This is a genomic window from Deltaproteobacteria bacterium (assembly GCA_011375175.1).
Taxonomy (GTDB): domain Bacteria; phylum Desulfobacterota; class GWC2-55-46; order GWC2-55-46; family DRME01; genus DRME01.
Genome location: DRME01000128.1, coordinates 1 through 13,145, shown reverse-complemented (window position 1 = coordinate 13,145; position 13,145 = coordinate 1). Strand labels below are relative to the sequence as shown.

Here is a 13,145-nt window from a genome sequence, read left to right as displayed (position 1 = left end):
TTTAACGCCCTGCGGATCATCCCGATTTTGCAAGCAAAATCGGGATGATCCGCAGGGAATTAAAAGTCTTTGAAGGGGGTCTGGGGGAAACTTTCTACAGAAAGTTTCCCCCAGGGTAATTAATCAGAGCTTCCTTAAAAGTCTTTGAAGGGGGCGTCTTGCCCGCGCCGGCTGCCTCGGAGGCTGTGCCGGGGGTTCGGGCCGCAAAGGCGTAAAAGATCCCGCCTGGCGCGGGCCGAACCCCCGGTACAGCCGAAGATGCGAATAACATACGATGGGGCTAAATAACACGAGGGGCGGCCTCTCCCTCTGTCGCCTGGCGATAGAGGGAGAGGCCGCCCCTCGCGCTGAACGTCTTTGAAGGGGGGCACCTTCTTCAGGAAGTCTCCGCCGGTGAACGAAAGGGGAGAGGAGCGGGGTTCCGCTCAGGGGTTCCCCTTAAAGGGGTTCCCCTCAAAAGGGTACGTCGTCCATGTCCATGGGCGGCGGTTCGGCGGCCGATACCGCCCCTTCGGCGGGCTGCCGGACCTGCTGGGGACGGTCGTCGGGACGGCCGAGCATCTGCATGGTGTTGGCCACAATCTCGGTGGTGTAGCGTTTGTTGCCGTCGCGGTCGTCCCACTGGCGCGTCTGGAGCTTGCCCTCTATGTAGACCTGTTTGCCCTTGGAGAGGTACTCGCCGCATATCTCGGCGAGCTTTCTGAAGGCCACGATCCTGTGCCACTCGGTCCTCGTCTCCCTGACGCCGTCCTTGGTGGTCCAGCTCTCGGTGGTCGCCACGCTGAAGTTGGCGACGGCCACTCCGCTGGGCGTGTACCTTATTTCGGGGTCGGCGCCGAGGTTGCCTACCAGTATCACCTTGTTTACTCCGGCCATGATAAAAGCTCCTTGCATTCTGTAAGGTTACGTAACCTCTGACTTTCACCGGTAGAATTATCCCCCATGCCGCCTCCTGCGTCAAGGGTTTTTAGAGTGGCGCCGAAAGGAGGCGCCCGGCGGGGACGCGGCGGCCTTTTTCTCCCGCCGCAAGCAAAGAATTTGACTTCAGGGCCATGAGAAAGTAAAATTTCCCATGCTTTTCAGGACGCTAATCCTCTGGGCGGCGGGCCTGCCCGTGACGGCGCTGCTCTTTGCGGTCGTACTCCTGTGCGCTCTCCTTGACCGCAGCGGCGACATGGTCCACTCGGTGGGTTCGCTGTGGGCGAGGATCGTCCTCGCCCTGGCGGGCGTGAAGGTGGAGGTGAGGGGCCTTGAGAACCTGCCGGCGGAGGGCCCCATGATACTGGCGGCCAACCACAGGGGCATCTTCGACATACCGGCCGTCATGGGCTGCGTGCCGGTCCGGTTCCGGTGGATCGCCAAGAAGAGCCTCTTCTCCATACCGGTCATAGGCTGGACCATGAGCCTTGCGGGCTACATAGCCATCGAGCGGGAGAGGGCGACAAAGGCGTACCGGAGCATGCTGGCGGCGGCGAAGAAGATCAGCGAGGGCACGTCGGTCCTCATCTTCCCCGAGGGCACGCGCAACACGAGCGGACGGGGACTGCTGCCGCTCAAGCGCGGCGGCTTCCTGCTGGCCGCCCGAAGCGGCGTGCCCATCGTGCCCCTTGCCATCGTCGGCACCAGGGACATCATGCGTGACGGGAGTATGCTCATAAGGCCCTCGAATGTGACCATCCTCATCGGCGAGCCCATCGAGACCGGGGGCAGGACGGACAAAGAGTTGCGCGAGCTCACGGCTGCGGCCCTCGAGGCCGGGCTTGCGCGTATCGAGGGCGCGCCGCGCTCAAACCCACGGGAGGAGACGGTCAACGACATATGAGTGAAACCAAAGGACGGAAGGACGCGCTCAGGATCATAGCGCTGGGCGGGCTCGGCGAGATAGGGCTCAACATGATGGCCTTCGAGTACGGCGACACCATCATAGTCGTCGACTGCGGGCTCATGTTCCCCGAGGACTACATGCTGGGCATAGACATCGTCATACCCGACATATCGTACCTGCGGGAGCGCAGCCACAAGGTCAAGGCCTTCATCATAACCCACGGCCACGAGGACCACACGGGCGCGCTGCCCTTCGTGCTGCGCGAGATCAACGCCCCCATATATGCTACGACGCTGACCCTGGGGCTCATCGAGGAGAAGCTCGACGAGTTCGACCTCGCCGGGAAGGTCGACTTCGAGACCGTCCGTCCCCGCGACGTCGTCTCCATAGGACCCTTCACCATCGAGTTCATACGGGTCTGCCACTCCATCGTCGACGGCGTGGCCCTGGCCGTGACGACGCCGGTGGGCACGGTCGTCCACAGCGGCGACTTCAAGCTCGACCAGACGCCGGTGGACGGCGAGGTCATGGACTACGCCCGCTTCTGCGAGTACGGCGAGAAGGGGGTGAAGCTGCTGCTCTCGGACTCGACCAACGTGGAGCGCGAGGGCTACACCCTCTCGGAGAGGGCCATAGGCGCAAACCTCGAGGAGATATTCAAGAGCCGCTCCGGCAGGATAATGGTCGCCGCCTTCTCTTCCAACATCCACCGCGTCCAGCAGGTGCTCGACACGGCCCAGAAGTTCGGCCGCAAGGTGGCGCTCAGCGGCCGCAGCATGGTGGCCAACGTGCGCATAGCCCGCACGCTCGGCTACCTCAAGGCCCCGGAAGGACTCATCGTGGACCTGAAGGAGATAGACACGCTGCCGCCCCAGCGCGTGGTGCTGCTCATGACCGGAAGCCAGGGCGAGCCCATGAGCGCGCTCACCCGCATGGCCATGAACAACCACAAGCAACTGAAGATACGCGAGGGCGACACGGTCATCCTCTCGTCCAAGTTCATCCCCGGCCACGAAAAGGCCATAACCAACATGATGAACCACCTCTTCCGCCGCGGCGCCGACGTAATCTACGAGAAGGTCTCGGAGATACACGTCTCTGGACACGCGAGCCAGGAGGAGCTCAAGATCATGATGAACCTCGTAAAGCCCGAGCACTTCGTGCCCATCCACGGCGAGTACCGCCATCTGGTGCGCCACTGCCGGCTGGCGGCCGAAGTGGGCATCCCGAAGGAGAACATCCTCCTCGCCGAAGACGGCGACGTCATCGAGGTGAGCGAAGAGGGGGTCAGGATCGCCGGGAAGGTCGACTCGGGCAAGGTCTTCGTCGACGGCAAGGGCGTGGGCGACGTGGGGGACATGGTCCTGCGCGACAGGATGCACCTCTCCCAGGACGGCATGGTGCTGGTCGTGACGGCCATAAACGAAAAGACCGGCGACGTCATCTACGGCCCCGACATAGTGACCCGGGGACTCGTCTTCGAGCAGGAGAGCGCGGACCTCCTCGAAGAGGCCAGGGGAAAGGTCCTCGAGGCCCTGGAGAACATAAACGTCGAGGCCAAGACCGACTCGCTCGAGGTCAAGGAGGAGATTCGCCGGGCCCTGCGCCGGTTCTTCAACAAGGCGCTGGAGCGAAGGCCCGTCATCCTGCCGGTCATAATAGAGATCTGAGGGCCGTGGCAAGGAGCGTCGTATATCTGGCCACCGTGAGGACGGACGTCAAGCGCAACCTCTTCGACAAGCTCGACGCCCTCCTCGAGCGCCTCGACCTGCGGCGGCGCTTCAGGAAAGGATGCCTCGCCGCCGTAAAGCTCCACTTCGGCGAGCGGGGCAACACCTCGTACATCGCCCCCACCTTCGTGCGCCGCGTCGTCGAGAGGATCGAAGAGACGGGGGCGCGTCCTTTCCTCACGGACACGAACACCCTCTACGTAGGAAGCCGCTGCGACGCGGCGACCCACCTTCGCACGGCCATAGCGAACGGCTTCGACTACGCCGTGGCCGGCGCTCCCATAGTCATAGCCGACGGTCTGCGCGGCGAGTACAAGCGGGACGTGGAGGTGGACGGAAGGCGGCTGCGGCGGGTGAGCATAGCCGGGGCCGTGGCCGACGCCGATGCCATGGCCGTGCTCACCCACTTCAAGGGCCACGAGATATCGGGCTTCGGCGGTACGCTCAAGAACCTCGGCATGGGGTGCGCAAGCCGCGAGGGCAAGCTCACCCAGCACTCGAGCTGCGCGCCCGTGGTGGAGCCCGCCGGATGCACGGCCTGCGGCGACTGCGCCCTCCACTGTCCGGCCGACGCCATAGACGTGGGCGAGCGCGCCGTCATCGACGAGGGGCGCTGCATCGGCTGCGGCCACTGCATAGCCGTCTGCCCGGAGGGCACCATAAAGGTCCGCTGGAACGAGGAGGCCGCCGCCGTCCAGGAGAAGATGGTGGAGTACGCAGCCGGCGCGCTCAGTGGCAAGGAGGACCGCTGCGTCTTCCTCAACTTCGTCACCCAGGTGAGCCCCCTTTGCGACTGCTACGGGGCAACGGACGCACCCATAGTGCCCGACATAGGCATCGCCGCCTCGCTCGACCCCGTGGCGATTGACCAGGCCTCGGCCGACCTGGTGAACGCCGCCCCCGGACTGGCCGACTCGGCCCTCGAGAGCGGCCACGAGCCGGGCGGCGACAAGTTCCGCGGCATACACCCCGACATCGACTGGACCGTCCAGCTCCGCCACGCCGAGCTGATGGGGCTGGGCTCGCGAGACTACGAACTCCGCGAGATATGAGCGCGGGCCGTGGCGGTATTCTCGGCACCTTCAGCCTGCTGCATGCCCTAATGAGCTCAAAATCGCTGTCCTTGTGAAGGAGGAGCAGGTTGTTCTCCATACATATGGCGGTGATGATGCAGTCGACGGTCTTTCTTGCGGCCTCGCCCCTTTTTTCTGCAATCTCTGTAAATCCCGGCCAGGTCTCCGTGTCCTTCGGTCTATAAATTATTGAGGAAACTCTGATTTATTGTACTGAGGGAACTTTTTTGTAAAAGGGTCACAGACCCACGGTTCCCCCAGGGTAATTAATCAGAGCTTCCTTAACGGAGATAGTCCTTCACCCCCCTGAAGTCCTTTTCCTCCCTTATCCCCCGGGGGATTTCGGCAGGAATTGTCTCGGTGATGGATATGTCTTCCTCCGCTTCAATGAGCCTGCGAAGGGCATGGCGCTCCTTGGAGTTTGCACCTCGTGACACAAAATATTCGACGCTACCAGGCCGAGGCAAAATATCTTTGACATAACGGTGTCTTTGCGATAGCATCATAAGGTTATCCCTTTCCAGAAAAGTCTTGTGACACAGGACCCGGCGGGGCTGTCGGGGCGGTTTCCCGGACGATGCAGATTCAACAGGCATTCGATCTCATAAAAGACGACATAAAGCGCGTGGAAGAGGGATTCCGCTCCCACCTCGACTCGAGCGTCTTCCTCATAAACAAGGTCGTCGAGTACATCCTGTCGAGCGGGGGCAAGCGGTTCAGGCCGCTCCTGCTTATCCTGGCCTCCAGGCTCGGCGGCTACAGGGGCGACGCCCACATCCCCCTGTGCTGCGTCATAGAGTTCATCCACACGGCCACCCTCCTCCACGACGACGTGGTCGACAACGCCGAGCTGCGCCGCGGCGCGGCCTCGGCCAACACCATCTGGGGCAACGGCGCCAGCGTGCTCGTCGGCGACTACCTGCTCAGCAAGGCCTTCTACCTCGCCGTGGCCCACAACGACATCAGGATCCTCGACGTCCTCTCCAACACCACGACCCTCATGGCCGAGGGCGAGGTCCTCCAGCTACTCAAGCACGCCGATGCCGACGCCACCGAAGAGGACTACATGGACGTGGTCACCAAGAAGACGGCCGTCCTCTTTTCGGCCGCCTGCCAGGTGGCCGCCATACTCGGCGGCCAGAGCCGCCGCAAGGAGGAGGAGCTCGCCGCCTTCGGCATGGAGATAGGCATAGCCTACCAGCTCGCCGACGACTGCCTCGACTACATCTCGCGCGACGAGGCTCTCGGAAAGAGCATCGGCAACGACCTGAAGGAGGGAAAGGTCACGCTGCCGCTCATAAAGGCCCTGACCGAGGCCGACGATGACGAGAGGGCGATCATGCGAAGGGCCATCGAGGAAGACGGCCTCGAGGAAGGGGAGCTGCAGCAGGTCCTGGCCCTCATCAACAAGTACGACGGCATAGGCTACACCATGACCAGGGCGCGGGCCCTGGTGGAGAGCGCCAAGCGCAGGCTCGACTGCTTCGAGCCCACCCCCGAGAAGGCGGCGCTCCTGGCCGTGGCCGACTACGTCATAAGCCGCAGCCACTAAGCGGCCCGTCGGCCGCGCAGGCCGGCGCCCTCCCCGCGGCGACGGCGCCGGGCAGGCGCCCGTAAAGCCCCTCGGCTTCCGTCAGGTCCCCTTCGGCCCCGCCCATGACCATGGGCCGTGCGCGGCAGGTCCGCACCTCCTTACAAGAAGGAGAAGCCCGCCATGATACGTTTCGCAGCAGCCGTTGCGGCATCCCTCTTCATCGTCCTCCCGGCCGACGGCTCGTGGGCCGGCCCGCCCCTCCACCTGGAAAGACTCCCCGAACCGGTCCTCGAACCCGGCGAGCGGGCCTCTTGGGAGTCCATCAACGTCGAACCCTCGACGGTCATCGTCGAAGACGGTCTCTTCAGGATGTGGTACACCGGCTACGACGGCCGCAACCACCGGATCGGCTACGCCGAGAGCGAAGACGGCATCGAGTGGACGAGAGCGCCCGAGCCGGTGGTGGACACGGGCGGAGAGGAGGGCGCCTGGGATACGGTGAGTGTCGCCCAGCCCTCGGTGGTCTACGACGGCGAGAAGTACCGCATGTGGTACACCGTCGGCAACGGAGACCGCACGGCCATAGGCTACGCCGAGAGCGAAGACGGCCTTGCGTGGACCAAGTACGCCGCGCCGGTGCTCCTGCCCGAGACGAAGGAGCCCTGGGCCTGGGTCGAGGTCATGGACCCCTCGGTTATCCTCGAGAACGGCCGCTTCAGGATGTGGTACGTCGGTTTCAACGGCGTCGACTACGGCGTGGGCTACGCCGAGAGCGAAGACGGCATAGTCTGGGAGCGCAGCGAGGACAACCCCGTCTTCGGTCCCTCCGGGGATATGGAAGGGAGCTGGGACTTCTCGCTCGTCCTCTTCCCCCAGGTGGTGAAGGAGCCCGACGGCGGCTACACCATGTGGTACGCCGGCAAGGGGGAGTCGAGACTCTTCGCCGTGGGGCGGGCCGTCTCAAGCGACGGCATCGAGTGGAAGAGGGCCGCGGCCCCGGAGCTCGAGCCCCTCGAAGTGCCTGGCAACTGGGAGGAGGCCGGGGTGCTCACCCCCGTCTTCGCGCGCAGGGGCCAAACCGCCTATCTCTGGTACGGAGGCCACGACGGAAGGCGCACGAGGACGGGGCTTGCGGTAGACGACGGCCGGGGCTGGAAGCGCCTTGCGTCCAACCCCGTCATGGACGTGGACGACGGTTACGCCTGGGACGACGCGGCCATATACAGGGGCACGGTCCTTCCCGTCGAGGGAGGCTACAGGATGTGGTTCACCGGCTTCACCGGCGCCAGGGCGTCCATAGGCACGGCCTTCTCGCCCGACGGCGTCAACTGGACCAAGCTGCGAAGGCCGGTCATAGAGCCCGGGGCCCCGGGCAGTTGGGACAGGATGCGCGCAGCCTACCCGTCGGTGATCTTCGAGGACGGCCGCTTCAGGATGTGGTACTCGGGCCACGACGGCTACGTGATGCGCATAGGGTGCGCCGAGAGCACCGACGGCGTCGAGTGGAGCAAGTGCCCGCAGAACCCGGTCTTCGACCTCGCCGAGGGGGGCGGCCCGGATCAGGCCGCCTATCCCGCGGTCGTGAGGATCGACGACGGCTACGCCATGTACTACACCCGCTTTGACGGCCTGCGTCAGACCCTCGGCATGGCGCTCTCCGACGACGGCTACGCCTGGACGCCCGTGAGCGGCGAGATAGTCGACGCCGGCGCCGTCGGCGGGGAGCTTGCCTACCCCTGGGTCCTGGCCATGGAGGACGGCACCTACCGCCTCTGGTGCACGGCCGTCACCGACGGCGGCTACTTCTTCGTCACCGCATCTTCGGACGACGGCCTTTCGTGGGGCGAGGCCGACGAGGTGGTTCTCCCCATTGAAAAGGAAGGCCTCATCGCCAAGGCCCCGATGGTGCTCGTCGACGACGACGGCCTCTACCACATGTGGTACGAGCGCTACGGCGGAGAGACCACATGGCTCTCCTACGCCGTCTCCCGCGACGGCTACCGCTGGACCCCCTACGAAGAGAGGGCCGTAGTGGACACGGGGCCGCGCGACGGATGGGACAGCTTCGGCGTGGCGGGGGGATCGGTCCTCAGGGACGGCGACCGGTACATGCTGTGGTACTCTGGCCACGACGGCGTCACCTTCCGCATTGGGCTTGCCACGAGCACCGACGGTGTGCACTGGACGCGCCACCCCGAAAACCCGGTGCTCGATCTCGGCCCCCGCGGCTCGTGGGACGACGCCCGCGTGGACTACCCGCTGGTCATAAAGGAAGACGGCCTCTACAGGATGTTCTACGGCGGAAGCGGCAACGTGCCCTGGGCCCCGCCGTCCATAGGCGTGGCCACGAGCACCGACGGCGTACACTGGACGCGCCTTGCCGAAAGCCCGGTGCTCGGTCCCGGCGAGGCCGGCGGCTTCGACGACACCTATATCGGCTATCCCATGGTCATGAAGGAAGGGGACCGCTACAGGCTCTGGTACGCCGGCTCGGACCGCTACGGCCAGTGGAAGATCGGCTACGCCGAGAGCACCGACGGCATCGAGTGGTCGCGCCTTCTCGGGCCGGTGCTCGATCTCGGCGAAGAAGGCTCGTGGGACTCCATGTCCGTGTCGTACCCGCGGGTGGTGAAGTTCGCAGGCCGCTACCTCCTCTTCTACGGCGGCACCGACGGCGGGGCCCTGCGCATAGGGCTCGCCACCTCGGAAGACGGCATCTTCTGGGAGAGGAGCGCCGGCACGGCGATTCTCGAGCCCGGCGAAAAGGGCTCGTGGGACGGCGCCTCGGTCCTCGGCCCCATGCCGCTCGTCGAGGACGGCCGCATAAGGCTCTGGTTCACGGCCTTCGACGAGGAACGGCTCTTCAGGCTCGGCCTCGCCGAGACGCCCGCCGGCGACGAGTGAGGAGAGAGCGGCTGACCGCAAGGGATGCTCTACACGATGGAACCGAGGAAGAAGGCCGAAAGGATACTGGACATACTGGAGGGCGAGATGCCGGAGGCCTCAACGGAGCTTCGCTTCTCCACGCCCCTTGAGCTGCTGGTGGCCACCATACTCTCGGCCCAGTGCACCGACGAGCGGGTCAACAGGGTGACGGCCTCGCTCTTCAGGCGCTACAGCAGCGCCGCCGACTACGCCGCGGAGGAGCCGGAAAGGCTCGCCGAGGCCATAAGCTCTATAAACTTCTACCGCAACAAGGCGGCGAGCATAAGACGCTGCTGCGAAAAACTCGTAAGAGAGCACGGCGGCCGCGTTCCCGACAGCCTCGAAGAGCTCATAAGGCTGCCCGGCGTGGGCCGCAAGACGGCCAACATCGTCCTCGGCAACGCCTTCGGCCGTGACGCCCTGGCGGTGGACACCCACGTCAAGCGCGTAGCGCGCCGCCTGGGCCTGACGAAATCGGAAAGGCCCGACGACATAGAACGCGACCTCTGCGCCCTCATACCGAAGCGCAGGTGGACGAAGGCCACCCACCTTCTCATACTCCACGGCCGCAGGACCTGCAAGGCCCGCTCCCCGCAGTGCGCGCGCTGCGCCGTCAGCTCCCTCTGCGATTACCACAGGACCGGCCGGCGACAGGAGACGTAACGGAGAGATCGAAAAGGCCGCCACCCCCGCCCCCTCCATAGGAGGAGCGTCCGAAGGTCGCGGCCGTCTTTTCCATGGCGTCCCCACGGGGATTCGAACCCCGGTCGCCGCCGTGAAAGGGCGGTGTCCTTGGCCAGGCTAGACGATGGGGACGTGACTAAAGGGAAACCGTTTCCCCCTTTGTAAAGTGAGCCGCCCGGGACTCGAACCCGGGACCACCTGCTTAAAAGGCAGATGCTCTACCAACTGAGCTAGCGGCTCGCACCCCTCCCTCCCGCCGACAGGTGGGTTTTAAGGAAACTCTGATTAATTACTCTGGGGGAAACTTTCTGTAGAAAGTTTCCCCCAGCCCCCCTTCAAAGACTTTCAATGCGAGTTGGTTTCCCCCTGTTTTGCCTGACAAAACAGGGGGAAACCAACTCGCATTGAAAGTCTTTGGAGGGAGTCTGAGGGAACCTTTTTACAAAAAGGTTCCCTCAGTGCAATAAATCAGCGTTTCCTTAAATGTATAACATAGGGGCAGAGCCGTGTCAATCCCTTCAAGGCCTGCGGGTAGTGTATCTTATCTTGTGTCTGTACGGCTAACCTCCTTCCGACACACGGAGAAAGGCGTTAAGATGGGACGGTTGGAACGGAAGGAGGTAGAAGATGACGGCGGCGGAGAAGAAAGTCGTGCGGCATCGGTTGAGTGCGCTCGAGTTGACGCAAGTTTGTTTCCCCCTGTTTTGCTTGGCAAAAACAGGGGGAAACAAACTCCTATCGAAAGTCTTTGGAGGGGGCTGGGGGAAACGTGGGCCTGCGGCCCTTCTATGGAAAGTTTCCCCCAGGGTAATTAGTCAGAGCTTCGGTGGGATCGCTCAGAACTGCGGCGACTGCATGAGGATCACGAGCGCTCCGAGCAGCTTGGCCCCTATGGCGTCGGTGCCGTTGGTGGTGCCGCCGAGGTTGTTGACCAGTTTCGCCATGGAGTCGGCGAACTGCTTTTCGATCTGCATCTCCTTCGACATGTCCTGGCCGGAGTTGCTCTGGGCGTCCCAGCGCGCGAACTCCAGTATCTCCACGTCCTCCTTGAGTCCGAGAAGCGAAGCGTAGCTGGTGGGTACCCCATCGGCCACGAAGTCCGTCCTTGCGGCCGTCCAGGTGCCGCCTGCGTTCTCGCAGGAGTTCCTGTCCTGGTAGCTCTGGTCGCTGCACGTGCCCAGCCATGTGACGCTGTTCGGTATGGCCGTGGTGTCGCGCGTGTAGAGGAGCTCTCCGCCGGCCGAGACTATGGAGGATACCCAGTCGGTGGGTATGACCATGGTTATGGCCCAGTTCACGGTGTTGCCCTTGCTGTCGTAGAACTGGAACTCCGCCCGCGTAAGCCCCGTGGCCTGGCCGAGGGCGCTGTCGATGTTGGCGATCATGGTGTCGAGGCGGGCGTTCGAGGCGGCCACGTCGCTCATGAAGGTGTCGAAGGCCGTCTGCATGTCGGTACGGAGCTTCTGGTCGGCGGCCTGAATGGTCGCCTGCGTCTCGTTTCCGTTGAAGACCTTGTCGAACTCCGCGAAGGCGTTCAGCATGGCGTCGAGGAGCGTCTGGGCCGCCGTCTGGTACTGGGTCACGTCAGCCCCCGAAGCGCCCAGCGATTTGAGGGCCGCCGAGAACTTCTCCATCACCCTGTGGGCCCTTATCTTGTCGATGCCCCCGCCTATGCTGGAGTCCACCATCTGCTTGGCCTTGGCCGAGAGGGTGCCGTCCTTTACGGCCTGGTCCATTAGGGGCACGACGATGGCGCCCATGGCGTTGAAGGCCTCGATGACCCGGTCCTGCGAGAAGCCGGCGTTTGTGGCCGCCTTCACCAGTATCTGGAGCAGGAGCGCCGCCGCCTTGCCGCGCTTGCTGGCGGCGGTGGACGAGTCGCTGGTGTCGACGGCGTCCTTGAAGAGCTTGGTGTAGCCGTCGGTCGGGTCGGCGAGCTGCGAGACTATGTCGGAGCGGTAGGCGGCGAGCTGATCGGAGGTTACGCCGTTTTGCGTCAGGTAGTCGACGTATCCGCCGCTGCCGTCGATGCCCTGCTGGGCTATGGTGGCCATGGTGCTGAGGTCGGTGGCGTTTATCGACGACGAGCGTACTATGGCGTAGCCGAAGACGACGAGGATGGGGTCGTCGCTCCCCGCCGCCTTGAGCGCCGCGATGAGGGCGTCGGCCTGGGCGTTGGTGATGCCGGAAACACCGACGGGCAGCGTGTCACCGGCGTTGGGACAGGGCACAACGCTGCGCCGCACGACGGTGCCCGTGTTGTCCTTTATGGTGATCACGAGAAAGTTGCAGCTGCTGTTGTCGGGCACGCCGCTCATGGTGAAGGCCAGCTTGCCGTCGGAGTCGGCCGTGGCCGTGGTGGAGAGCGAGAGGTCCGTGACGGTGCCGTCCGAGGCGATCTTGTCGACCTCGATGGTGTAGGTCGTCCCGGCCGTGAGCCCGAAGGAGAGGGTCGTCCAGGCGAGCACCACGGCGACGACGAGCACGCCCGTTGCGAGCGCGAACACCGCCTCAGGGTGCCGATGGGTCTTCGTCTTCGTCATATTCGACATCTTCATCGTAAACCTCCTTACTCGGCACTGCCGTCGAGACCGCTCGACGTGCTCGAACTCGTTGTCGAGCTCGTAGTCGAGCTTGAGCTCGTTGAAGTCGACGATGAGCCGCCGCCGCATCCCGCAAGGGGCAGGGCGATGGCCATAGCGAGCACCATCAGTTGAAGCCACTTTTTCGCCTTCATCGTACCGCTCCTTTCATTTTGTTTCGGGTTCCGGGAAAAACGGGCTGGAATATCCTGCTGTCGCCAAAAAAGAAGGGGCGGTCCCTCGGAGGCGCGCCCCGCGCCAGGCGGGGTTTCACGCCTTTACGGGCCGAACCTCCCAGGGACCGCCACATTATACGAAAAACAAACGAGACAAAGCGCATCGCTACGCCCTTTGAATCATCGAGTGGACCATCTTTCAAACGGCTGAGGTGAGACGGACAAGATGCGGTGCGGTGTCTTCCCGCCGCCGAAGCCGCATGGCCGCTGCCGGCCGGGCAACCTATATCCTCATATATCGGATATATCGGAAGCTCCTTGCACGACTTTAGGGAAACCGTGATTTATTTCGCCGGGGGGACTTCCTTCAGAAAGTCCCCCCACGGACCCCCTTTAAAGACCTTCAATTCCCCGCGGAGTTTCCCCGATGGAGTCTGCTCAATTTTGTTTGCGCCCGTGCCGTCGCCGTGATAACATCTTAGGGAAACTCTGATTGATTACCCTGGGGGAAACTTTCTGTAGAAAGTTTCCCCCAGACCCCCTTCAAAGACTTTTAATACGAGTTGGTTTCCCCCTGTTTTGCCTGGCAAAACAGGGGGAAACCAACTCGCGTTAA

General features: G+C 63.5%; 8 protein-coding genes and 2 tRNA genes. 6 read left to right on the top strand and 4 right to left on the bottom strand.

All coding sequences use genetic code 11. The features are described 5' to 3' along the window. Positions 1-453: 453 nt before the first annotated feature. Positions 454-876, bottom strand: a complete 423-nt coding sequence (locus ENJ37_10215) for a single-stranded DNA-binding protein (protein HHL40869.1) — start codon at positions 874-876, stop codon at positions 454-456. A gap of 196 nt (positions 877-1,072) precedes the next feature. Here ENJ37_10215 and ENJ37_10210 point away from each other — a divergent pair, with 196 nt between their 5' ends. The 6 genes from ENJ37_10210 (at position 1,073) to nth (ending at position 9,750) form a co-directional block, all read left to right on the top strand. After that, positions 1,073-1,822, top strand: a complete 750-nt coding sequence (locus ENJ37_10210) for a 1-acyl-sn-glycerol-3-phosphate acyltransferase (protein HHL40868.1) — start codon at positions 1,073-1,075, stop codon at positions 1,820-1,822. Then, complete coding sequence (locus tag ENJ37_10205) at positions 1,819-3,495, top strand: ribonuclease J (protein HHL40867.1); 1,677 nt, start codon at positions 1,819-1,821, stop codon at positions 3,493-3,495. Before ENJ37_10210 ends, ENJ37_10205 begins: the two co-directional genes overlap by 4 nt. A gap of 5 nt (positions 3,496-3,500) precedes the next feature. Continuing rightward, positions 3,501-4,607: a DUF362 domain-containing protein gene (locus tag ENJ37_10200; GenBank protein ID HHL40866.1), complete on the top strand. Its 1,107-nt coding sequence runs from the start codon at positions 3,501-3,503 to the stop codon at positions 4,605-4,607. 598 nt (positions 4,608-5,205) lie between these two features. Beyond that, positions 5,206-6,180 (top strand): polyprenyl synthetase family protein, encoded by a 975-nt coding sequence (locus ENJ37_10195; protein HHL40865.1) that lies wholly within the window; start codon positions 5,206-5,208, stop codon positions 6,178-6,180. Between the two features lie 162 nt (positions 6,181-6,342). Then, positions 6,343-9,066 (top strand): hypothetical protein, encoded by a 2,724-nt coding sequence (locus ENJ37_10190; protein ID HHL40864.1) that lies wholly within the window; start codon positions 6,343-6,345, stop codon positions 9,064-9,066. A gap of 24 nt (positions 9,067-9,090) precedes the next feature. Next, positions 9,091-9,750: an endonuclease III gene (nth, locus tag ENJ37_10185; GenBank protein HHL40863.1), complete on the top strand. Its 660-nt coding sequence runs from the start codon at positions 9,091-9,093 to the stop codon at positions 9,748-9,750. 75 nt (positions 9,751-9,825) lie between these two features. On the opposite strand, the gene ENJ37_10180 is transcribed toward nth, so the two are convergent. The 3 genes from ENJ37_10180 to ENJ37_10170 all read right to left on the bottom strand — a co-directional run bounded on the left by ENJ37_10180 (position 9,826) and on the right by ENJ37_10170 (position 12,443). Next, positions 9,826-9,903 (bottom strand) — tRNA-Glu (locus ENJ37_10180). Between the two features lie 35 nt (positions 9,904-9,938). Further along, positions 9,939-10,011: transfer RNA gene (locus ENJ37_10175), tRNA-Lys, on the bottom strand. A 596-nt stretch (positions 10,012-10,607) separates the two neighbouring features. Then, on the bottom strand, positions 10,608-12,443 hold the full coding sequence (locus tag ENJ37_10170) for a hypothetical protein (GenBank protein HHL40862.1): 1,836 nt from the start codon (positions 12,441-12,443) through the stop codon (positions 10,608-10,610). Positions 12,444-13,145 lie beyond the last annotated feature (702 nt).